Source organism: Haloarcula sp. H-GB5, from assembly GCF_054850705.1.
In genome coordinates, this window is the sequence record NZ_JBTWBG010000001.1 from 1,099,543 (window position 1) to 1,122,913 (window position 23,371).

The 23,371-nt window shown below is 64.6% G+C and carries 20 protein-coding genes; 14 read left to right on the forward strand and 6 right to left on the reverse strand.

Annotation, left to right across the window (positions count from 1 at the left end; genetic code table 11):
- The first annotated feature begins 93 nt into the window (after positions 1–93).
- Positions 94–828 carry a 1-(5-phosphoribosyl)-5-[(5-phosphoribosylamino)methylideneamino]imidazole-4-carboxamide isomerase gene (gene hisA, locus ACYJ11_RS05770; RefSeq protein WP_461647050.1) on the forward strand — a complete coding sequence of 245 codons (735 nt, stop codon included), beginning with the start codon at positions 94–96 and terminating at the stop codon, positions 826–828.
- On the opposite strand, the gene ACYJ11_RS05775 is transcribed toward hisA, so the two are convergent.
- Positions 825–4,547: a glycoside hydrolase family 97 catalytic domain-containing protein gene (locus ACYJ11_RS05775; RefSeq protein ID WP_461647051.1), complete on the reverse strand. Its 3,723-nt coding sequence runs from the start codon at positions 4,545–4,547 to the stop codon at positions 825–827. The two genes, hisA and ACYJ11_RS05775, sit on opposite strands and share 4 nt — an antisense overlap.
- A 165-nt stretch (positions 4,548–4,712) precedes the next feature.
- On the opposite strand from ACYJ11_RS05775, the gene ACYJ11_RS05780 reads away from it, so the two are divergent.
- Entirely contained in the window at positions 4,713–5,315 is a 603-nt protein-coding gene (locus tag ACYJ11_RS05780) for a class I SAM-dependent methyltransferase (protein WP_461647052.1), read from the forward strand.
- Positions 5,316–5,322: 7 nt separating this feature from the next.
- On the opposite strand, the gene ACYJ11_RS05785 is transcribed toward ACYJ11_RS05780, so the two are convergent.
- Positions 5,323–5,715, reverse strand: a complete 393-nt coding sequence (locus ACYJ11_RS05785; RefSeq protein WP_461647053.1) for a nuclear transport factor 2 family protein — start codon at positions 5,713–5,715, stop codon at positions 5,323–5,325.
- 97 nt (positions 5,716–5,812) lie between these two features.
- Here ACYJ11_RS05785 and mutS point away from each other — a divergent pair, with 97 nt between their 5' ends.
- From mutS to ACYJ11_RS05830, 9 genes are all read left to right on the forward strand, one after another.
- Positions 5,813–8,578: a DNA mismatch repair protein MutS gene (gene mutS, locus ACYJ11_RS05790; RefSeq protein WP_461647054.1), complete on the forward strand. Its 2,766-nt coding sequence runs from the start codon at positions 5,813–5,815 to the stop codon at positions 8,576–8,578.
- A gap of 74 nt (positions 8,579–8,652) precedes the next feature.
- Entirely contained in the window at positions 8,653–10,593 is a 1,941-nt protein-coding gene (locus ACYJ11_RS05795; protein WP_461647055.1) for a sensor histidine kinase, read from the forward strand.
- A 99-nt stretch (positions 10,594–10,692) separates the two neighbouring features.
- The gene (locus ACYJ11_RS05800; protein ID WP_461647056.1) at positions 10,693–11,709 is read left to right on the forward strand and encodes an ABC transporter ATP-binding protein; all 1,017 of its coding nucleotides are present in this window, start codon (positions 10,693–10,695) and stop codon (positions 11,707–11,709) included.
- A 19-nt stretch (positions 11,710–11,728) separates the two neighbouring features.
- Positions 11,729–12,574, forward strand: a complete 846-nt coding sequence (locus ACYJ11_RS05805; protein WP_461647057.1) for an ABC transporter permease — start codon at positions 11,729–11,731, stop codon at positions 12,572–12,574.
- 90 nt (positions 12,575–12,664) lie between these two features.
- Entirely contained in the window at positions 12,665–13,522 is an 858-nt protein-coding gene (locus tag ACYJ11_RS05810; protein ID WP_461647058.1) for a LolA family protein, read from the forward strand.
- A gap of 61 nt (positions 13,523–13,583) precedes the next feature.
- Positions 13,584–14,768 (forward strand): LolA family protein, encoded by a 1,185-nt coding sequence (locus ACYJ11_RS05815; RefSeq protein WP_461647059.1) that lies wholly within the window; start codon positions 13,584–13,586, stop codon positions 14,766–14,768.
- A 361-nt stretch (positions 14,769–15,129) separates the two neighbouring features.
- Positions 15,130–15,501 carry an ArsR/SmtB family transcription factor gene (locus tag ACYJ11_RS05820; RefSeq protein ID WP_044952077.1) on the forward strand — a complete coding sequence of 124 codons (372 nt, stop codon included), beginning with the start codon at positions 15,130–15,132 and terminating at the stop codon, positions 15,499–15,501.
- Between the two features lies 1 nt (position 15,502).
- A complete protein-coding gene (locus ACYJ11_RS05825) occupies positions 15,503–15,814 on the forward strand; it encodes a DUF7521 family protein (RefSeq protein ID WP_005536991.1) in 312 nt (103 codons plus the stop codon).
- A 69-nt stretch (positions 15,815–15,883) separates the two neighbouring features.
- Positions 15,884–16,333 carry a hypothetical protein gene (locus ACYJ11_RS05830; protein ID WP_461647060.1) on the forward strand — a complete coding sequence of 150 codons (450 nt, stop codon included), beginning with the start codon at positions 15,884–15,886 and terminating at the stop codon, positions 16,331–16,333.
- A gap of 14 nt (positions 16,334–16,347) precedes the next feature.
- Here ACYJ11_RS05830 and ACYJ11_RS05835 read toward each other — a convergent pair whose 3' ends face one another.
- From ACYJ11_RS05835 to ACYJ11_RS05850, 4 genes are all read right to left on the reverse strand, one after another.
- Complete coding sequence (locus ACYJ11_RS05835) at positions 16,348–16,548, reverse strand: hypothetical protein (RefSeq protein WP_050037213.1); 201 nt, start codon at positions 16,546–16,548, stop codon at positions 16,348–16,350.
- Between the two features lie 64 nt (positions 16,549–16,612).
- The gene (locus ACYJ11_RS05840; RefSeq protein ID WP_188975502.1) at positions 16,613–17,119 is read right to left on the reverse strand and encodes a hypothetical protein; all 507 of its coding nucleotides are present in this window, start codon (positions 17,117–17,119) and stop codon (positions 16,613–16,615) included.
- Between the two features lie 92 nt (positions 17,120–17,211).
- On the reverse strand, positions 17,212–18,480 hold the full coding sequence (locus ACYJ11_RS05845; protein ID WP_461647061.1) for an HAD family hydrolase: 1,269 nt from the start codon (positions 18,478–18,480) through the stop codon (positions 17,212–17,214).
- Positions 18,481–18,618: 138 nt separating this feature from the next.
- The gene (locus tag ACYJ11_RS05850) at positions 18,619–18,762 is read right to left on the reverse strand and encodes a hypothetical protein (protein ID WP_170096710.1); all 144 of its coding nucleotides are present in this window, start codon (positions 18,760–18,762) and stop codon (positions 18,619–18,621) included.
- 134 nt (positions 18,763–18,896) lie between these two features.
- Here ACYJ11_RS05850 and mutL point away from each other — a divergent pair, with 134 nt between their 5' ends.
- The 3 genes from mutL (at position 18,897) to ACYJ11_RS05865 (ending at position 23,361) form a co-directional block, all read left to right on the forward strand.
- A complete protein-coding gene (mutL, locus tag ACYJ11_RS05855; protein ID WP_461647062.1) occupies positions 18,897–21,050 on the forward strand; it encodes a DNA mismatch repair endonuclease MutL in 2,154 nt (717 codons plus the stop codon).
- 79 nt (positions 21,051–21,129) lie between these two features.
- Positions 21,130–22,074: a sugar kinase gene (locus tag ACYJ11_RS05860; RefSeq protein ID WP_461647063.1), complete on the forward strand. Its 945-nt coding sequence runs from the start codon at positions 21,130–21,132 to the stop codon at positions 22,072–22,074.
- Between the two features lie 114 nt (positions 22,075–22,188).
- On the forward strand, positions 22,189–23,361 hold the full coding sequence (locus tag ACYJ11_RS05865) for a carboxypeptidase regulatory-like domain-containing protein (RefSeq protein ID WP_461647064.1): 1,173 nt from the start codon (positions 22,189–22,191) through the stop codon (positions 23,359–23,361).
- The last annotated feature ends 10 nt before the right edge of the window (positions 23,362–23,371 follow it).

Genomic DNA, 23,371 nt, shown 5'->3' on the forward strand with positions numbered 1-23,371 from the left:
ACGGCGTAAAAGCATGGGGGTACACTGGGTCAGACAGCCGCCTGTACGTATCGGACCGACACGCTTTCGACGGCTGCCGCCGGACCACCGGCCATGTTTCCCGAGTTCGAGGTCATCCCCGCGGTCGACATGCAGGACGGACAGGTGGTCCAGCTGGTCGGCGGTGAACGCGGCACGGAGAAAACCTACGGCGACCCGATCGAGGCCGCACAGCGGTGGGTAGACGCCGGTGCACGGACGCTCCATCTCGTCGACCTCGACGGCGCGTTCGAGGGCGAGCGACAGAACGCGGCGGCCATCGACGCCGTCCTCGACGCGGTGGGTGCCGACGTGGACGTGCAACTGGGCGGCGGCATCCGGACCGCCGAGGACGCTATCTCGCTGTTAGACCGCGGGCTTGACCGCGTCATCCTCGGGACCGCTGCCGTCGAGACGCCGGAGATCGTCGGCGAGATCAGCGATGAACACCCCGGCAGTGTACTCGTGAGCCTCGATGCGAAGGACGGCGAGGTGGTCGTCTCCGGGTGGACCGAAGGGACCGGTCTGGACCCCGCCGACGCCGCCGAGCGCTACGCCGACCTCGGGGCCGGCGGCATCCTGTTTACCGACGTGGACGTGGAGGGACAGCTAGAAGGGGTCCGTACCGACCCGGTCCGCCGGCTGGTCGACAGCGTCGACATCCCGGTCATCGCCAGCGGCGGCGTCGCGACCATCGACGACGTGCTCGCGCTTCGGTCGGCCGGAGCCGCCGCTGTGGTCGTCGGCAGCGCGCTCTACGAGGGGAATTTTACCCTCGACGCGGCGATTGACGCGCTCGCCGAGGACTAATCGAGCGAGACGAACGGCAGCGTCGCCTGCGAATCGGCGCTGTAGGCTAGCGCGTCAGACTGGCTGACGCCCTCAGGCGTCGTCAGGTCCATGATACGCGGAGCGTTCTCGACCGCGTCCGGCTTCGCACCGCCGAAGACGTAGCCCTCAGCTTCTTCGGCGACGGGGCGCAGCGACCCGCGGTCCTCGGACTGCACCATCGCGACGACTTCCAGATCCTCCGCGTCAGTGCCGCCGACGGCTTCCCTATCGAGGGTGAGTGTGACTGTCCCAGCGTCCACGTCGACGGCCTCGCCGAGTGAGACCGCGTCCCCGTCGGCGTCGGTCAGCGCCGCGCCGCTGGCGTCGACCGCGCTCTTTGAGAAGCCGCTGATTTCGATGCGGTACTGCCACGGGTCCTCGAAGTCGACGTTCGCGCCGAGGTCGTCGAGGCTACTCGTCGACCCGCTGTCGGCGGTCGGGTCGCGCAGCCAGAGGACGAACCACTGCGGCGAGAAACCGCGGCTGCTGCCGAAGGCGTTGTAGAGAGTCGCCACCTCGAAGGTGAAGCGATGGAGGCTCGGCGTCTGTTCGACCGTCAGCGACTCCAGGTCGAACGCGCCGTCCTCGAAGTCACCGCTGGTCGGATACGTGTAGCCGCCGGGACCGGTGTCGTCGCCGGACGGGTCAGCGAGTTCGGCCACCGTCGCCGGCGGCTTGACCGTCACCGTTCCGCTGGCGAGCGTCGTGCCGTCCGGGAGCGCGACTGACACGTCGTAGTCGCCGGCTGCGTCGATGCTGTAGCCGAAGTCGTAGGTGGCGTCGCTGGCGTTGGGCGGGAAGCGGACGTTCTCCGTCCCGACAGCCTCACCGTCGACGCGGAGCGTTACCGTAGTCCCGCCGATGAACGCCCCGTCGTTGCGCCCGGTAGCCCGGATGAACGGCTCCTGAATGAACACCTCGTCGCTGATATCGACATCGACGTTCTGTTCGGGCCGCTCGTACTCCGGCAGGTCGTTGGTCTCCTGACCTGTTGCGCGCCGGAAGCGGACAGCCGTCCCGCCGCTGCCGACCATCGACGCGAGCAGGGTCGTGCCCGGTGTGACGATGGCCTCGTCGACGCGAACGTCGGTCAGGTTCTCGTCGTAGGCCGCGTCGATGCCGTCCGAGTAGATTTCGGCAACGTACTTCGGGCCGTTGGGGCCGGTATCGTTACCCTTCTCGTTGCCGCTGGCCCCGTTCGTCCCGTTCTTCTCGCCGTTGTCGTTCCCCGGCCCCTGCCCGTTGCTGTCCGAGGCGGGCGAGAGGAACTCCAAGGGCACGTCGATAGCACGGCCATCTTCGTCGGTCATCGCGCCGAGGTACCACTCGTCGTCTTTCTGCCGTGCAGTGACCATGTAGTCGCCGATCTCGGCGTCGATGACGCGCGTGTCGTCCCAGCCGGCGGCCGGCACGTCCTCGATGAACTGGAACGCGTCGACGGTCTCGCCGCGGATGGGAGCCGTCTCGGGTTCGGGCATCGATTCGCCGGACTCGGTAACGGCCACCGAGTCGAGGTTGAAACCGCCGGTGTCCTCGGCGGTCAGCGAGAGCGCGATTTCGTCCTCGTCGCCGGACAGCGAGACGGTCGTCGAGACGCTCTCCCAAATGTCCCAGTACTCGGTGGGTGGGAACGTTAGCTGGCTGGCCTCGCTGCCGTCGACCAGTACCGTTGCGGTGCGGTCAGTATCCGGACCGACGGCGTTCTCCTCGGCGTCGCTGGCGTACCGGAAGTGGAGGTCGTACTCGCCCTCGTTGGCGTCCTCGACGGTCCAGGAGACGGTCGCGCCGGGCGCGGCGCTGTTGGGGTCGATGGCGACGTACTGCTCGCCCTGGGCGTTGGCCCAGCGGGCGGCCGTCGAGAACCCGTCGAGGTCACCCCACTCGGCCTGGGCGACCTCGCCAACAGCGGTCGTCGACGGCTGGTCGGCCAGATAGGAACTGGGCAGGTCGGCGGCCATCTGGAGGCCGCTGAAGTACGTCGGATACATCGCCAGTTGCTTGGCACGGGTGGTCTCAATGCCGCCCGACCCCGAGTCCATGTCGAAGATGCCCGGCGTGTACTCGACTGGACCGCCCAGCATCCGTGTGAAGGGGAACGTGACGTGGTGTTCGGGGCTCACGTCGCCGAAGGCGTCGTACTCCTGGCCCTTAACGCCCTCGCGGGTCATCAGGTTCGGGTAGGTTCGCCGACGGCCAGTCGGGTGAATCGGCTCGTGTATGTCGAGCATCTGGCGGTTGGCTGCTGCTGTCTCGGCGACCAGCGTGTGGTGGTTGACCAGTATCTGGTTGTGGTGGCTGTAACTCTCGCCCGCGAGGTCACCGCTGTCGGAGACATAGCCGCTCTTGATTGTTCGAATACCCAGCTCGTCGTACAAGGAAAATGCCTCGTCGAGCTGTGATTCGTAGTTCCGGAAGTCCCCAGCCGTCTCGTTGTGCATCGTCATCTGGGTCGGCGGGTCGAGGCTCGCGCCGTAGTCGGTCACTTCCGCTAGGTCGAAGTCCGGATACGGTGTGGAGAAATCGAAACTGCTGCCATCGCCCGGATAGCTCGACCAGCCCTCGTTCCAGCCCTCGACGAGGACGCCGGGGATGTCGTGCTCGCTGGCGAAGTCCATGTACTGCGTGGCGCGGTCGGTCTGTGCGCCGTGGTTGCCGGTCTGTGGACCCTGATACTCCCACTGTGCTCGGCCGGTAATCATCAGCCACCAGACCCCGATGAATTTCTGTGGCTCAATCCAGTCGACACCCTGCGTGAACACCGCCTCGTCGTAGTCCTCGTTGAGATTGACGACGAGGTTCGACTCGATGAGGTCGCCGGCGCTGGTCCCGACCTGTACCGTTCGCCACGGGGTAACGTGCGGGGCCGAGGCTGACACCTTGGTACCGTCGGGTAGCGGTGCGAGCGTTGACTCGAATACTGTATCGCCGGCGTCCGACGGCGTGAGCGCGAGCGAGGCGTAGTCCGTGAGGTCGGCCTCGTGGACGGCAAGGTAGCGGCCGTCGTTGGTCCGCATCGTCAGCGGCGTGTGGATGCCGTCGAAGCCGGTGCCGTCCAGTTTGCCGGCGACCTCGCTCAGCGGCGTCTCCTCGTACTCCACCTCGAAGTTGTTGTAGTCGTTGGGAATCCACCACGAAGTGTGGTCCCCGGCGAAGTTGTACTCGGTCCGCTCAGACGTGAGTACGAACTGGTCGCCGAACGGCTCCCCGAAGACGAACCGGAAGCCGACGCCGTCGTCAAACACCCGGAAAACGAGCGTCCCGAACCGCTCTGCCCCGGTCGATTCCACAACCCCCAGCCGGAGTTCCGTGTACCGCTCCTCAATCTCGTCGTAGCGGTCCCAGACCGGCGTCCAAGTGATATCGACCTCGGTTCGCTCGCTCCCGGTGACTGCCAGACCCGAGCGGAACGTGTCCTGATTCTGGAACTCGAAGCCCAGTTCCGACTTCTCGATGAGGGCCGTCCCGTCGTGTGCAACCTCGTAGGTTGCTACACCGTCGCTGACATCGACAGTGAGTGTTACTGCCCCGTTGGGTGACGAGACGGTCTGTGTGGCCGATTCGTTGCCGTCTGTCACCTGTGCGGCAGCGTCGTCGGAGACGGAAACCGAGAACGCCGACGCGGCAAGCAGCGAACCGACACCACCGAGGAACTGTCTGCGGCTCGGGTTCGATTTGGGCTGTGATCTTTCTTCAAACATCGATTCGTCCCTCCCCCGGATAAGTAATAAAAGTTCACCTATATTACACACCAGTTGGTCAACGAATCAGTGAACACCATCGGAATACCGCGTTGCAGTCGAAATAGGGAGGTGGCTGTAGAGAGGTAGCTGAACGCCTATCCGGCTCGCACACATAGTGTAGACATGGACCGCAACGAGGTGCGCCGTGCGTGGGACAGCGTCTCCGAGGCCTACGCCGAGCGGCGCGACCCGACCGGGTCGGACGCAGCCCTGCTCGATGACTTGCTCGAACGGCTCCCCGAAGCGCCGACAGTGCTCGACGTGGGCTGTGGCGACGGCGCGCGGACACTTGCAAACCTTCCGTCGAATAGTGTCGGTCTGGACTTCTCCCGTGTCGGCCTGCGCCTCGCCGCCGAGACGGTGCCGGACAGCCGGCTCGTGCAGGGTGATATGACGGCGCTCCCCATCGCAACCGACAGCGTGGACGCGATCACGGCCTATCACGCCGTCTTTCACGTCCCGCGAGACCAGCACCCCGCCGTCTACCGGGAGTTCGCCCGCGTCCTCCGGCCGGGCGGCACTGTGTTGATGACGCTGCCGAGCGGCCAGTTCGAGACCGTCCGTCGCGGCTGGATGGGCGGGTCGATGTTCTTCTCAGCGCCGGGTCGGCGGGCGACGCTCGACCAGCTGGCAGACGCTGGCTTCACTGAGACGGAGACAGTTACTGCGACGGACCCCCTCGGGAGCGATAGTGAGTTCGTCTTCGCCACGCTCGCCGACGCGTAGCAACTCACTACTCCCCCAGCTCGTCGGCAGTGCTGACGTGCATCCCAACGAACTGCCACGGGCGGGCCCCGTCTGTGGCCACCAGCGTCCCGCTCCAGCGGGTGTCGTACTCGTGGCGGACCCCGCTTTCGGTGTCGGTCCAGCACAGTTCCACGTCGTCGCTGAACCACGCGTAGCCCTCGCGTTCTGTCACCCGGAGTGCATGGCTCTCGACAGTCCAGTCGGCCGTCGTCTCGGTCTGTTCCCGCAGTCCGGTCCTGACAGCGTCGGTCCCGAGCAGCTGTTCAGAGATGCCGAACTTGACCACCGAGCGGTCTGCGTCATCGGCGAAAAAGGGGCCGAGCGGCTCGCCGGCTCGGAGCGCGGCGTAGTAGGCCGCGATAGTCTCTGCTGCGTTCATACTCGGCCCTACGGCCTGTGGCCCCTTCACTGGCCACGCCCGGCGGCCACTCTCCCGACCCGCAATCCTTACGCCGCGGACGGCCACACGGACGTGTATGACAGAGGCGACGGGAATCGTCGGGGAGTTCCTCACGCTCAAGGAGGGAACCGACGCGGACTTGCTGGCGATGCAGTGTGGCGACTTCTACGAATTTTTCGCCGAGGACGCCGAGATCGTCGCCAACGAACTCGACCTGAAGGTGAGCCAGAAATCCTCGCACGGCTCGTCGTACCCGATGGCGGGGGTTCCAGTCGACGACCTGACGCCGTACGTCTCCGCGCTGGTCGAACGGGGCTACCGGGTCGCTATCGCCGACCAGCACGAGACGGAAAACGGCCACGCTCGCGAAATAACGCGGGTCGTCACGCCCGGCACCCATCTGGAAACCGGCGACGAGTCGGCGCAGTACCTCGCCGCGGTGGTTCGGGAGACCAGCCGGGACAGCAGCGACACCTACGGTATCGCCGCGACGGACGTGACCACGGGCCAGTTTCAGGTCACGCAACTGGACGACGCCGACGCGGGCGAGGCGCTGACCGAACTGTACACGTTCGGGCCGGCCGAGATTCTCCCCGGCCCGGAACTCCGGAACGACGACGAATTCCTGGACCGCCTGCGCGAGCGGACTGACGCGGCGCTGACGCTCCACGATTCGGCGTCGTTCGAGCCGGGGCGGGCGAGCCACACCGTCCGCGAACAGTTCGGTAGTGAGACGGTCGACAGCGTCGGCATCGGCGATCAGGACGTGGCACTGCGGGCCGCCGGCGCGGTGCTGTCCTACGTCGAGGACACCGGTGTCGGCACGCTGGCAGCGGTCACGCGCCTGCAATCGTACGGCGAGCGCGACCACGTCGACCTCGACGCGACGACCCAGCGGAACCTCGAACTCACCGAGACGATGCAGGGCGACAGCTCGGGGTCGCTGTTCGACACTATCGACCACACGGTCACGGCCGCTGGCGGGCGACTGCTCCAACAGTGGCTCCAGCGACCACGGCGAAACCGGGCCGAACTCCAGCGCCGGCAGTCCTGCGTGGCGGCGCTGTCGGAGGCGGCGATGGCCCGCGAGCGGATTCGGGAGACACTGTCGGATGCGTACGACCTCGAACGGCTGGCGGCCCGGGCCACGTCGGGGAGCGCCGACGCGCGAGACCTGCGAGCAGTGCAGGAGACGCTGGCACTGTTGGGGCAGGTCGCCGACGCCGTGACCGAAACCGAGCGGCTGGCCGGGTCGCCCCTCGCTGATTCCCTCGACGGTGCCGACCGCGAGGCGGCCGATTCGCTAGCCACCGAGTTGGACAGCGCACTGGTCGCGGACCCGCCGGGGACGGTGCGTCAGGGCGGCCTGTTCAAACGGGGGTACGACGAGGACCTCGACGAGGTCATCGACGAACACGAGGCCGCGCTGGAGTGGCTGGAGACGCTGCCGGACCGCGAGAAGGAGCGGACCGGCATCACCCACCTCTCGGTCGACCGGAACAAGACCGACGGCTACTACATTCAGGTCGGCAAGAGCGAGACCGACGCTGTCCCTGAAAAGTACCAGCACATCAAGACGCTCAAGAACTCAAAACGGTACACGACGCCAGAACTCGACGAGAAAGAACGGGATGTGCTGCGTCTGGAGGAGCGCCGCCACGACATGGAGTACGACCGGTTCCAAGAACTCCGGGCGCGGGTGGCCGAGCGTGCGACGCTGCTGCAGGACGTGGGCCGGACGCTGGCGGAACTGGATGCGTTCGCGTCGCTTGCGGTCCACGCCGTCGAGAACGACTGGACCCGTCCGACGGTCGTCGACGGGAACGAACTGTCTATTGAGGCCGGCCGCCACCCAGTCGTCGAGCAGACCACGGAGTTCGTCCCGAACGACCTCTACATGGACGACGACCGGCAGTTCCTCATCGTCACCGGGCCGAACATGAGCGGGAAGTCGACGTACATGCGCCAGGCCGCGCTCATCACGCTGCTTGCCCAGGTGGGCAGTTTCGTCCCAGCGCGGTCGGCGACGGTCGGACTGGTGGACGGCATCTTCACCCGCGTCGGCGCGCTGGACGAACTGGCACAGGGCCGCTCGACGTTCATGGTCGAGATGCAGGAACTGTCGAACATCCTCCACTCGGCCACCGACGAGTCGCTGGTGATTCTGGACGAAGTCGGCCGTGGGACGGCTACCTTCGACGGCATTTCAATCGCCTGGGCGGCGACGGAGTACATCGTCAACGCCATCCAGTCGAAGACGCTGTTTGCGACCCACTACCACGAACTGACCGCGCTGGGCGAGGAGCTGCCGACCGTCGAGAACGTCCACGTCGCGGTTGACGGCGAGCCCCGCTCCGCGGAGGGCGACGGCGACGTGACGTTCCTCCGAACGGTCCGGAACGGGCCGACCGACCGCTCCTACGGCGTCCACGTCGCCGACCTCGCCGGCGTCCCCGAACCAGTCGTCGACCGCTCACAGGAAGTACTCGACCGGCTACGCGACGACAAGGCTATCGAGATTCGGGGTAGCGAGCGGGACGACGGCGGGACGACACAGGCCGTCTTCGATCTGGATTCGGGGCAGTTCAGGGACGGTGCAGCCCAGTCGGCGGGCACGTCGACCGGTTCGACTGCTGGGCCGGTTGCGACCGACGGTGACCCCGAACACGCGCCCGGCGAGTCCGTGGCTGGGGCCTCCGAGGGCGACGAGGCAACAGCGTCGCTCGACCCGGAGACCGAGGCTGTCCTGTCGGAGCTGACGGAATTAGACGTCAACGAGACGCCGCCGGTCGAGCTGATGGCGAAAGTACAGGAGTGGCAGGCCGAACTGGACGACGAGTAGCGGACGCGACCCGATTTTCAACGGAGATACTCACGGCGGAAGGTGTATAGGGGAGTTGTCACTGCTAGCAGCCAATGCCCGACCGGATCCGCGTTCTCCACGTCGACGACGACCCGGCTGTCGTCGAAGCAGCCACGAGTGCTCTGGAACAGGAGCACTGTGGCATCACGGTCGAGACAGCGACGAACGTTGCCGACGGCATCGAACGGCTCGACAGTGAAGCGTTCGACTGTGTCGTCGCCGGCTACGACCTGCCGGAACAGACCGGCGTCGAGTTCCTCGACGCGGTCCGCAAGCGATCGCCGGACCTTCCGTTCATCCTGTTCACCAGCGAGGGGAACGAAGCAGCCGCCAGCGACGCGATTTCCGCCGGTGTCACCGATTATCTCCGGGTCGACGGCGGTGCCGAGCCGTACGCACGACTCGCACACACCGTCGTCGACGCCGTCGAGCGGACAGTCGATGACATCAAACACGTACAGAACACGCGGCGCGAACGTGCTATCGAGGAGCTACACTCCACCGCCAGGGCGTTCATGCGGGCCACGACTGAGGATGCGGTTGCGCAGATCACAGTGGACACCGCCAGAGCCATTCTCAATATGCCAGCTAACGGCGTCCACTTCGCCGACGACGACAGCCTGTATCCGGTCGCCTGGACCGCACAGGTCGAGGAGCTCCTCGGCACGCCACCGGCGTTCGAGGCCGGGGAATCGCTCGCGTGGCAGGCTTTCGAGACCGGCGAAGCGCGGGTCCACGACGATATCACGTCGATCCCGGGCCGGTACAATCCGGAGACAGATATCCGCAGCGAGATTATCCTCCCGCTCGGGGACCACGGTGTCCTCCTCATCGGATCGTGCGAGACAGCTGCGTTCGATGACACGGACGTCACACTCGCGCGGACGCTCTCGGTCCACGCGACAGCGGCCCTTAACCGCCTCCACCGTGACCGCCAGCTCCGCGAGGAACGCGAGTTCATCGATCAGGCGCTCGATACGCTTGACGACCTGTTCTACGTCATCGACACGGACGGTAGCCTTCGGCGGTGGAACGAGCGCATCCCCGAAGTCACGGGATACAGCGACGACGAGATCGACGAGATGTCCGTCTCCGAGTTCTTCCCGGGTGACGAGCACGAGACAATCGGTGCAGCGATAGCTGAGACGCAAACTAGCGGCCGGGTCACTGTCGAAGCGGAAATCCTGACTGCCGATGGGGAACGGATCCCGTACGAGTTTGCCGGAACCCGGCTGACCGACGCTGACGGAACGACAGCCGGGACAGTGGGTATCGGCCGGGACATCTCCCAGCGCAGGGCGTACGAACGGCAACTGGAGCGAAAGAACGAGCGCCTCGATGAGTTTACAAGCATCGTCAGCCACGACCTCCGGAACCCGCTGACGGTCGCGGAGGGGAACCTGGAACTGGCCAGAACAGAATGTGACAGCGACGCACTCGACAAAGTATCGCGCGCCCACGAGCGAATGCGAGCGCTGATAGACGACCTCTTGACCTTCGCACGAGCCGGCGAAACGGTGACCGACCTCGAATCCGTCACGCTCACAGACATCGTCGAGGACTGCTGGCAGACCGTTGAGGGAGCCCAGGCGACGCTTGTCGTCGAGGACGACCGCCAGATTCGGGCGGATACGGCAAAGCTTCGCCGGTTGTTATCGAACCTCATTCGGAACAGTGTGGAACACGGTTCCACAGGCGCTCAGGCACCGTCCGACTGCGCCAGGGAGCAGGATGGGGAGAGCATAACTGTGCGAGTCGGGACCGTCGAGGACGCGGACCGACACGGTTTCTATGTCGCCGACGACGGGCCGGGCATCCCGGAGGACGACCGCGAGCAGGTGTTCGAAGAGGGCTACTCGACCGGCGAGAACGGGACCGGGTTCGGACTCAAAATCGTTCAGCGCCTCGCCGAGGTCCACGGGTGGACGGTCACAGCCACCGAGAGCGAGGCCGGCGGCGCGCGGTTCGAGGTGACGGGTCTCGAACCGGCCTGAGCAGACAGGCCAGTCGCCGAGTGCGGGACAGCGACACCGACGGCAGACCCGCCACGGGACGTGACTGACCTTTTGGTTCTGAAGCCCTCAGTGATGGTAATGTCATCCCAGCGCCCTCCTCGGGAGGGCTCGCGGACCGCCGAGCAGTCGGCTGCGCCGAGGGACGGAGCGACGCCCGCACTCGCCGTCGAGGGGCTGTCGAAGCAGTTCGGCAGCGGTGCGGACGCGGTGACGGCCGTCGACGACGTGTCGTTTCGCATCGAGCAGGGCACGGTCGTCGGCCTGCTGGGACCCAACGGCGCGGGCAAAACGACGACGATAAAATCAATTCTCGGGCTGGTGTTGCCTGATTCCGGGAGTGTTCGGATACAGGGTATCGACATGAGCGAGCACCCGCGGGCAGCCTACCGTCACGTCGACGGGATGCTCGAAGGGGCGCGAAACGACTACTGGCGGCTGACCGTCCGGGAGAACCTGCGCTATTTCTCGACCATCAAGGGCGTCAAGCCAGACGCTGTCGCCGACCGTCACGAGCGCCTGCTGGCGAAACTCGATCTCCTTGAGAAGGCCGACGAGCCGGTCCGGGACCTCTCCCGCGGGATGAAACAGAAGGTGTCGCTGGCGAGTGTGCTGGCCAGCGAGTCCGATCTGGTGTTTCTCGACGAGCCGACGCTGGGACTGGACGTGGAAAGCTCGCTGACGCTACGGCGGGAACTACGCCGCATCGTCGACGAGCGCGACCTCACGGCCGTCGTCAGCAGCCACGACATGGACGTCATCGAAGACGTCTGTGACCGGGTCATCATCATGAACAACGGAGAGATTATCGCAGACGACAGCGTGGCGGCCGTGCTCGACCAGTTCACCGCGAACGCGTTCGCCGTCACCAGTCCCGACATCACCGACGACCTGCTCGCGACGATCCGGGACCGCTTCGAGGTGGCCGACGTGACGACCGTCGAGCGAGGTCGGCGCGTCGAGGTGGCGACCGACAGCGACGGGTTCTATCGCCTGCTGGCCCTGTGCCGGGACCACGACGTGACACTTACTGGCGTCGGCACGGTCGAACCGGATCTGGAGGACGTGTTCGTCGAAATTACGGGACAGAAACGATGATGGGGGCGGAATCAGGCAGATGACCGCGAGCACCGACACGCACACGGACGACAGTGACGGTGCCAGTGGCCAGACTGTCAGTGCCGACATGCAGGCGGGCTATCTCGACCTCGCACGGGCGGTGCTGTACCGCGAGTACCTCATCTTCGTCCGCTATCCGGCCAACGCCGTCGGCGGCATCGTCATCTCGGTGTTCTTCTTCGGCCTGCTGTTCTACGGCGGCCGGATGCTTGCCGGACAGGCGATAACGGACTCCATCGAGGGAATCATCGTTGGCTACTTCCTGTGGTCGCTTTCCGTCGGTGCGTACCAGTCAATCTCGAGCGATATCGGGAGCGAGGCCCAGTGGGGAACGCTCGAACGGCACGTCATGACGCCGTTTGGCTTCGCGCCGGTCGCGTTCTGCAAGGGCGTCGCAAAAGTCGTCCGGACGTTCATCACCTCGACCGTGGTGCTGGCAGTGATGCTTGCGATTACCGGCACGACGCTCCAGTTGAACGTCCTTACTGTCGTCGTCGTCGCGTCCCTGACTATCGCTTCCGTGCTGGGGCTTGGGTTCGCTGCCGGTGGTGTCGCGGTGCTGTACAAGCGCATCGGGAACTGGCTCAATCTGCTCCAGTTCGGGTTCATCGTCCTCATCTCCGCGCCCGTGTTCGAACTCGGCTGGACGCGGGTCCTGCCACTGGCCCACGGAAGCGCGCTTCTCCAGCGGGCGATGGTCGACGGGACCCGGCTCTGGCAGTTCTCCGCCGTCGACCTGGGGCTCCTCGTCGGAGTCCCAACCGGCTACGTACTGCTGGGGTACGTCGTGTTTCAGTACACGACTCGGCGGGCCAGACGACTCGGCGTACTCGGCGACTACTGACGGCGGTAGACAGGAGGTTTTACTTGAGATGCCGGTTATGTGATAGGTAACACTCTCACTCGGGCTGTGCACACAGCGTCGGAGGGTCCCTTGGCCTGCACCCAACACATGGTCACTCGATATCTCTCATCGGAACGGTTGGTCCCCACCATTGCGACAGTGGTCGTCGTTGGTGTGCTAGCCGTTGCGACATGGTCGCTCGTGTTCGCGAGTGACAGCGCCGCCGACCAGCCCCAGATTGGCGGGGACGTACAGCAACGCTACGAGTCGATAGACGGCGTCAGCGCGACCCAGACGACGATAATCTCACAGAACGGGACAATTACGAGCAGAACAACCTACGACGTGACGCTCCAACCAGGGACCCAGAAGAAACGGCTCGTACTCATCAACAGTACGTCACAGGCGAATGATGTGCGGATCTCGGACGGGTCAGTGCTGTGGCTGTACAATGACAGTCGTGGAAGTGTAACACGAATCCCCCACTCCGAGGCGGAGTCCGGCAGAGGTGAGCGGTTACAGCGCGTCTTTACGAAACTCGACGAGTCGACAGCGGCTCCCCGGTCAGTTGAACCACTACCCGTTGTCCCTCGAGGCGAGCGGCAGCCGGTCAACCCTACCGAGGGGATGACCGTCAGCTACCGGGGCACGGAACCGGTTGACGGCCGCGAAGCGTACGTCGTCCATGTGACGCCGAGAAACGAGACAAAAGCATACGAGCAAACAGTCTGGGTCGACACACAGCGGTTTTTCCCGGCCAAGCAGCGGACCGCCTGGACGGCAGATGAGAAGCACACAGTCGTGACGACGAGGTATGCGAACGTCACGTACGACACCGGTGTTTCCAACGACGTGTTTTCTCCCGACTTCCCGGAGGACACAGCAGTCAGCGTTCCAGAACGATCAGATAGGAGGTTTTACCTGCGCTGCCAGTTATGTGCTACATAATATTGTCGCTCAGACAGATCAAACGTAGCCAGACAGTCCCCTGCGCCCGATAGCCCGAGATATGGTCACTCGACACCTCACATCGGAACGACTGGTTCTTACCATCGCGACGGTAGTCGTTGTTGGTGTACTGGCTGTTTCGATCTGGTCGCTTGCGTTCGCGAGTCCCGGGACCGCCGATCAGCCCCAGATCGATGCGGACGTGCAACAACGCTACCAGTCGATAGACGGCGTGAACGCGACACAGACGACGACGATTACCCGGAACGGGACAGTTGCGAGCCGGACGACCTACGACGCCGCGCTCCGGCCGGGGACCCAGAAGAAACGGCTGGCGGTCGTCAACAGCACTGTCGAGCGATACGACCGACGGGTGTCGAACGGATCGATGCTGTGGCTGTACGACCAGCGCCGCACGAACGCCACACGTATCTCTCTCAGCAGAACCGATTCAGACCAGGGTGAGCGGCTGCAGCGTCTGTTTGCGAATCTCAACATGGAGACGGCAACCGACACGACGACCGACTCACCGTCGGTTGAGCCGTTGCCCGTTGTTCCCCGCGGCGAGCAGCGGCCGACCGTCTCTGCCGGCACGATGACCGTCAGCTACCGCGGTACTGAATCAATCGACGGGCGTGAAGCCTACGTCATTCACGTGGCACCGAAAGACGACACAGCGGCCTACGAGCAGACGGTCTGGGTGGACACAGAGCAGTTCTTCCCGGTGAAAAAGCGCACTGCGTGGACAGCCGACGATGAGCGAACAGTCGTGACGACGACGTACACGAACGTCACCTACGACACCGGCGTGTCCGAGGACGTGTTTACCCCCAACTTCCCCGACAACACGACTGTCAGGGTCCCAGAGACGCCGGACCAACAGACCTACGAATCGGTCGGGGCGCTCGAAGCCGACACCGAGATTCAGGTTCCGAAGCCCGACATCCCGCCGGGGTACGAACTGACCTATGCGACCCAGACACGGGGACGGGTCCACAGCGTCGGCCTCCGCTACATGAACCGAACCAGTCTGATCACTGTTGCCAAGTACGACCGGCTGGCTGACGAAGAGAACGCCAGCGAGGGGATAACAATCGACGGGCAACCGGCGCAGGTCAGCTACGGGCTGACAACATCAGTGTCGTGGAACTGCGAGCGCTACCGGTACAAGGTTCGTGGTAGAGGCGTGTCCGCGGACCGACTCGTCATCATTGGCCAGTCGATCGGCTGTCCCAGCGGCGAGTGAACGCCCACGCTGGCATATCAAGCCGCCGTTTTCTGGGCCAGAAGTTCGACTGCACGTTATATTATGGAACCCCTCCTCAATTCGAGTGCAGCGGCCCTAACAACACCGTGCCACCAGCGCCCTCCGGCGATGGCCGCTGTCTGTCCACCACTGCCCTAAGGTTCCCCGGAGTGCCACTCTGGGAAGGAATGTGGGCCAAGCCGCCCGTGAACTGGTCCCCTCCCTCGCCCCACCTTCGCCCGAAGGCAATGCCCTGCCCGCGCCGGTCTCCGCTGACACTGCCCCATTCTCTGACGTGGCTGACTTCTGACTCGGAAACTGACAGGACCTTTTATTCAGGGACGGGGCGTTGGTCCAGTACGTGAGTGAGGACCCGGCCGTGGGCGACATCCTCGACCTGCTCAGTGACGAGTACGCCCGGGACATCCTCGCAGCAACGAGTGTCAAACCCATGTCCGCGAAACAGCTCGCCGACCAGTGTGAGATGTCACAACCGACCGTGTACAGACGGGTCGAGTGGCTTCAGGAGTACGGCCTCATCGAGGAGCAGACCCAGATAGAGACGGGCGGCAACGACTACAGCGTGTTCGCTGCCACGCTCTCGGAGTTCTCGCTGGCGCTTGCTGACGGTGACTTCGAAACCGAAATCGAGCGGACCGAACCGCCGGCGTTCCCGGGACAGGACGAACAGGACACTGCGGACCGATTCACAAAGATGTGGGAGAATCTCTGACATGGTCGCCATCGAGACGCTCATGAACTGGCTCATCACCGCCCTGGCGTTTGGCTCGACAGTACTGGGTGGGTACGTCGGCTACCAGGCCTACCGAGGGTATCGGCGACACAATAGCCGTGCGATGCAGTACCTCTCTGTCGGGCTGTTCTGCCTCACAGCGGTGGCCTTCGTCGTCGCGTTCACCGGCTCGGTCCTCCTTCGTCAGGACCTGCTCTCCAGTCAGTTCCAGCAACCGCTGACGCTCGTCACTCGCGCCTTCCAGTTCGTCGGCGTTCTCTTTATCGCGTACTCGCTCCACTCCCGGGAGTGAGAGTCGGATGTGGGTGGCGAATCACAGCCGTCCCGAACCGCTGAAGGTCCTCAGGCGGAAAGAATACGTATGACGCAGACACCGGAGGAGCGGCCGACGGTCCGCATCGACGGGGCTGACCCACTGCTGGTCCCCTGGGACGTGGCACCCGAACAGCTCCCGTTCGATGTCGTCCGCGGGCCGGTCGCGTTCGAGTGTGCCTCCGGCGACCGTATCGAACGGGAGTACACCGGTATCGCCGTGTTCGAGCTGTTAGAGGCGGCGTCGATGCCCGGCGATACGACCCACATCCAGTTCGAATCGGCGAACGGCGACCTGGCGTGTATCCCGCTTGCCGACCTCAACGGCGCGGTACTCGCACTGGGTGACGGCCCTGGAACTGAGTCGGGGCGACCGCGGTTCGTCTCGCCCCACGTGCTCGGCCCGCGAACCGTGAAGAACGTCTGCCGACTGCGGTCGCGAACGCTCGCTGCCGGTGCTGACCGCGAAGCCTACGAGCGGCTCCCGCTGGACGACTGACGCTGGACAGCGGACTATTCCAGCAAGCCGATGTCTTTTGCCAGACGATCGGCGAGTTCCTCCAGTACGTCGGGGTCGACCTCAGCGACCGGCTCGCCGTCGTGAAGCTGCTCGTTGTGGCGCGCGACGGCGTCCTCGACGTCCTCGAAGGCGACCGATGTCCGCGTCCCGCACTCCTCGCACACGACCGGAATCTCGGGCTGGTCGGTTGTCATTGGCGGCAGTTTACCTCGCTCCCCGATAAACGGACCGGAGCGTCCGCTGGGCATGCGCCGGCAGTCACTCAAGCACGCTCTTTGGCCGCTTGAGGTAGAACGCCTGATCGGTCACTCGTTTGTACACCGCGTACAGCGTCTCGACGGCGGCCGGGTCGGGGTCGAACCGCAGATGCGGGGCCATGTGATACGCTTTACAGCTTGTCAGGAAGAAGTACAGCGTCCGGTGATGGGCCGGCGTCGCATCGACGACGCCCATCGACTGCCCACCGATGTCGTCCGAAAAGTCGTTGAGCAGACCGGCGATATCGTCGTTCAGTTGCTCATCGGGTCGTGTGAGCGGCGCACCGAGCGTCTGCTGGAGGAACTCGCTCGTCGCCCGCAGGAAGGGGTTCGAATCCATACCCGTCGGGTCCACGGCACTAAAGGCGTCGTACAGGTCGAGCAGCGCCGTCAGTTCGTCGTCGGTCAGCGCGATGGGTTTGACGGGGTCGCCCTGCGGGAGCGAGTAGTCCGGGAAGGAGTACGACTGCGGGTCCGGCACCTGCCCGAACACGTTATCGAGACTCATGGGGGCAGTTCGGTCGGGAGACGCCTAATTGTTGGGTGGGTAGCCCGTGGGACTCAATCGGTCGAGACCGTCAAAAAGCGGGGAGTCGTAGCTCACTCGCCCTGCTCGTCCAGTTGTTCGACAAGGCTGATACCGTAGATAGTCCGCAGCACCGTGCTGGCATCGCCGGCCTCGTACACCAGATCGTCTCGCGAACTGACGTGATCGAGTACGTCGGGCGAGGAATGGGCGGGGGCGGCGGCGATACCGGCGTCGTTGTCGTCGACCCAGCGCATCACCCGCAGGTCGCTCTTGCTGTCGCCCATCACGAGTGCGAACGGGTCGTTGATGCCCAGCACGTCGAAAGCCTCCTCGACGCCGGCGGACTTGTCGAGTTCGAGGCTCACGAGTTCGGCCGCATCGCCCTCGTAGTAGCCCAGGTCGACGCGTTCGAGGATGTCGCGGAACGCCGCGGGCGCGTCGTCGATGTCGGCGTCGGTCGAGAGGTCGCCCGCCTCCAAGACATCGAGAATCTCAGGGTCGCGGCTGAAGTAGGCCCGCGCGTAGCCTGCGGGGTCGTCAACCGCGTCGTCCACCTGTGTGGCGATGGCGTCACCGACCAACCCACAGAGGTAGCGCAGGGACTCGTCGATGATTTCGACGGCGTTGTCGCTGCCGACCTCGGCGTTGGGTTTCAGCGTGACGTTGAATTCGTTGCCCTGGAGGTGACAGCGCTTGCCGACAGCCTCGGGAGCCTCCGAGAGGACCCGCCGGCGGACGGTCTCGAACACGTCCACGACCGCGCCGTCGAGGCGTTCATAGAGAAGTCGCTTGGTGTCCTCGCCGTGTTTGGGCGTGAACACGCCGTTACCGGACTCGTAGACGATGCTCATCTGTCCGGAGGAAACGAGGTCGTTGCCCAACCCCTGAATCATGAACCCCTTGACGTTCTCCAGGGTCTGGCCGGTACAGACGACGATGGGGACGCCCGCTTCGTGGAACTGCGTCAGGAGATACAGCGTATCGCGGGGGATTTCGTTGTCGGTGTCGCCGGCCGACCGGAGCGTCTCGTCGACGTCCAGCACGAGCACGTTCACCGACCGGTCGTACTTCGAGTAGAGATCGAGCGCGGTAAAGGCCTCGTCACGGGTCAGCCGGGCCGCGATTTCTGCGTAGGTCTCGCCGGTCCCGGGAAACTCGGCAGTGATATCCGATTTGAGGGCATCGAGGCGGTCACTGGCGGTTTCCCACTGTTCCAGCGCGACGGTCGAGCTGAGCGGGGGAAACAGGTCGACGAACTCCTGATAGCCGCGCAGCGTCGTCGTGTCTACGCTCTTGTAGAGCCGGTAGAGTTGGTCGTATTGTTCCATGTCGATATCCACAGGATAGTGGCGACTGACGGCGGGCGTACTTTAGCTATCGGGTTTGCGATACTCACACACGACTAACTTGCGGGTCTGCGGTACTCACACAGGATAAAAAAGCTGGTTTGCCAACACCGCTGCCGAGGGGAAACCCTGCTACGCCTCGTCGCCGCCGTCGGTCAGCACCTCGGTTTCGGGCGCCTCCTCGTTGAGGAAGGATGGCAGTTCCTCCTCGTCCTCGTCAGTTGCCTCGTCGTCCGCCGTCGCTTCGGTCCAGGAACGTTCTGTGTGGTGGCACATGGGTCGTCACCATGCGAGGGTCAGGCCTGTTTTGTGTTAACTATTTTCATGATCAGACTGATAGGCGCGGCGAGGGCAGACAGTATCAAGTCGCTTCGCCCGTTAGCCGGTGGCAATCACATGCGGAGGCACGTATGACCGATATCCAGCGACTCGACGACCGGACCGTCGAACGCATCGCGGCCGGCGAGGTGGTCGAGCGGCCGGCCTCCGTCGTCAAGGAACTGGTCGAGAACGCCATCGACGCCGACGCGAACCGGGTCGAGGTTGTCGTAGAGGCAGGGGGTACCGACGGGATTCGCGTCACGGACGACGGCGTCGGAATGGACCGCGAGGCTGTCGAGACGGCTGTCGAGAAACACACGACCTCGAAGATCCGCGACATCGCGGATCTGGAAGGTGGCGTGGGAACGCTCGGGTTCCGCGGCGAGGCCCTGCACGCGATCGGCGCAGTGTCGCGGCTGACGATCCAGACCAGACCCCGCGGCGGCGACGTGGGAACCGAACTGGTGCTCGAAGGCGGCGACGTCACGTCGGTCGGCCCCGCGGGCTGTCCTGAGGGGACGACGATAGCGGTCGAAGACCTCTTCTACAACGTCCCGGCCCGCCGGAAGTACCTCAAGCAGGAGTCGACGGAGTTCGCACACGTCAACACCGTCGTCGCCAGTTACGCGCTGGCGAACCCGGACGTGGCCGTCTCGCTGACCCACGGCGACCGCGAGACGTTCTCGACGACCGGCCAGGGCGACTTGCGCGAGACGGTGATGTCTGTCTACGGCCGCGAAGTGGCCGAGTCGATGATTTCGGTCGGTGCGGGGTCGGGAGCGAACGCGGAGGGCGACGAGAGAGACAGTTTCCCAGACGGACCGCTCGACGGCGTCCACGGCCTCGTCTCCCATCCCGAGACGAACCGTGCCGGCCGCGAGTACCTCTCGACGTACGTCAACGGTCGCTACGTCAGGGCCGGTACCGTTCGCGACGCCGTCATCGATGCCTACGGCACCCAAATCGCGCCGGACCGCTACCCCTTCGCCGTCCTCTTTCTGGACGTGCCCGCGGGCGACGTGGACGTGAACGTCCACCCCCGGAAAATGGAGGTCCGCTTCGCCGACGACGAGGGCGTTCGCGAGCAGGTCCGGACCGCCGTCGAAGACGCGCTGTTACGAGAAGGGCTACTACGCTCGACAGCACCGCGTGGTCGGTCGGCACCCGAGCAGACAGAGATAACGCCGGAGTCGGACGGAGCGAGCGACAGCGAGCGGCAGCCGTCGCATCCGGACGGCCGAGACACCACGGACGAAACAGAAGCGTCAGCGCGGACGGACGGCACAACAGCAGAGAGCAGTGCTGATACGACAGTACAGGAGTCGGATACTGATCCCACAGAGCGACCTAGTGGTTCCCAGACCGAGACAACGGGTCACCGGTCCACTGACACGACCTCATCAGATCGGTCAGTCGATACGAAACGGGCCTCCCCAGCCGAGGCGAAAGACGACGTGTCGGGCGAATCCGAGGCGCGACAGACAAGGGGTAGCGTTTCGGGTGGAGATAGCGACAGTGAACGCCCCGACGCGTCCGCAGCGGGCCAGACAGAGACGGAGCGTGGGGAACGGAAGTTCACCGGCGGTCAGGAGCAGGCACGTCTCGGCGACGAACCGGAGGCGAGCCATGAGTCGCTGCCATCGATGCGGATTCTCGGGCAGTTAGCCGACACCTACGTCGTCGCGGAGACAGACGACGGCCTCGTGTTAGTCGACCAGCACGCAGCCGACGAGCGGGTCAACTACGAACGGCTCAAGGCCAAGTTTGAGGGCGAAACGACGACACAAGCACTTGCTACCCCTGTCGAGCTGGAACTGACCGCCCGCGAAGCCGAGGTATTCGACCGACGTAGCGACGCGCTGGCGAGTCTGGGCTTTCATACGGCGCGGACGGGTGAGCGAAGTGTCGAGGTCCGAACCCTCCCGGGCGTTATCGCCGATGCGGCCGGGCCGGACATCGTCAGGGACGTGCTTGGTGCGTTCGTTGCCGGAGACGACGAAGCGGCGGCGACGGTCGAAGCGGCGGCCGACGAACTGCTCGGCGACCTAGCGTGTTACCCCTCCGTGACCGGAAACACGTCGCTCACTGAGGGGTCCGTCAGGGAGTTACTCGCCGCACTGGACGAATGTGAGAACCCCTACGCGTGCCCCCACGGACGACCGACAATCATTCACATCGACCGGCAGGAACTCGAAGACCGGTTCGAGCGTGATTATCCCGGACACGGCGGTCGGCGGCGATAGCGAGGGAGTCCGGTCCGTGCCGGACACAGCAGTCGATACAGCCGATTGAACTAAACCTCCGTCTCCCGATGCACGCGGTATGTCACTCGTAACGTTCGGCGAGACCGCTCTCAGATTTGCACCCCCAGACGGACAGCGATTCGAGACGGCCCGCGAAGCGTCGATTCGCGTCGACGGGACCGCGAGCGGTGTCGCGGCGACAGCCGGCCGACTCGGGGCTGACGCACGATGGCTATCGAAGGTTCCGGACACACCACTGGGGCGGCGCGTCGTCGCGGAGCTCCACGAGTTCGGGCTGGAGACGGACGTTGTCTGGGCAGACCCAGACGCCGGACGGCAGGGACTCACGTTCCACGAGGACGCGGACCCACCCCGTGCCGAGCGGCTGCTACAGGACCGCAGCAACACCGCGATGGCGACGCTGACCCCCGGCGAGCTGCCGATGGGCGAGATACAGAACGCGGACGTGGTGTTCACCTCGGGCGCAACCCTCTCACTGTCTGACACAGCCGCCGATACGACGGGCGCGTTGCTCAGAGCGGCCGCAGGGATGCGGGCATTCGATCTCGATTTCCATCCCGGGCTGTGGGACGCCGAGGATGCCCAGGACGCGCTTGCAGACCTGCTGCCGGCCGTCGATACCCTCTTTGCCGCCGAAGAGCAGGTATCCGCGGTGTTTGATACGACAGGGAGTCCACGCGAAGTCGTGCACACGCTCGCAACGGAGTACGATCTCACCCGCGTGATTCTCACCCGGAGCGAGTACGGTGCGGTGGCCTACCACGACGGCGTCATTCACGAGCAGGATGCCATCGAGACGTCGGCAGTGGACGAATCGGGACAACACGAGGCCTTCATCGGCGCGACGCTCCAGCAACTGGCCGCCGGTGCCGACACGGACGAAGCGCTGCTCCACGGTGTTGCGGCGGCAGCGCTCTCTCGAACACTGTCCGGACCGTTGACGCCGCTCGAACCGTCCGAAGTCGAGCGGCTCGTCGATTCACAGCAGTCTAGGCGGCCGTAGGGAGTCCCTACCGGCAGTACTGATTTACGTCCACTCTTTTATTAATCAGGTATGCTCGGTCACCGTGCCATGTTAACAACTGTAGTGCTGACACTACTGGTAGGGGCCGGAGTAGTGGCGGGAACAGCTGGTGCACAGTCGCAGGTGACGCTCTCCGTCACCGTGGTCGACCAGGACGGTGACCCGCTCAGCGGGATCGATATCTCGGCGACGTGGGACGACGGCGCAGGCGGGCCGTCCAATGAGACGACACGGGCAAACGGGCAGGCACTTATCGATGTTCCCGAGGGAGCAGACGTCATGCTCCAGATAGATGACGACGAGTACGTCCGAAACGTCCCCTACGCCGTCGAAGATGCCGAGGCGGAGTCCATCGAGGTAGCGGTCTCGGAGTCAGCGACGGCCACAGTCAACGCGGTGACGGCGGACGGTCAGCCGGCCGAGAACGCTCGCATCCGGCTGTATCGGGACGGGAACTACGTGGTCGACAGGACTGCAGGCAGTGACGGGACCGTCACGACACAGCCTGTCGAGAAGGGGGAGTACAGCGTCATCGTCACCAAACCGGGGTTCTACCGCAACCTGACCGCCGTGTCTATCACCGACGAGACGACGACGACAGTCCGGATCAGCGAGGGGTCAGTCCTGCTGCAGGCCGAGGTCGTCGACGACCACTTCAACGACTCCAGACCGATCCGGGACGCGAGCGTCCGGGTCGAATCGAGCAGCGGGTTCGACGGTACCGTGCCGACGCTCTCCGACGGGACAGCGTCGGTCAGCGTGCCGGTCAACGACCGCTACGACGTCACAGTAACAAAGGAAGGCTACGACACGGTCGAGAGACGCGTTAGCGTGGCTGAAGACGAAACGTCGATCGACGTAGACATCCGGCGCACCCCGGAGATTACGCTCACGCCGGACAACAGACAGGTCGTCGTCAATGCGACCGTCCGGCTCACGGTCACCGACGAGTACGACGAGCCGGTGGCGAACGCGACAGTGACCCGGAACGGGACCGAGGTCGGACAGACAGACCCGGACGGCGAGATAACGGCACCGGTCCCCACAGCCGGCAACGTCACGTTCACCGCGACAGCCGGAGACCTCACCACGACGACGAACATTACCGCGTTCAGACCGGGTGAGGAATCGACGACAGGAGGGGCGGCCCCGACGCCGGAACAGACGGCGACAGAAACGACGGATGGCAGCGGTCCGGGCTTCACCGTCGCTCTGACGATGGCCGCACTGCTCGCAGTAGCTGCCCTCGCACGCCGACGGCGCTAACGGGACGTTT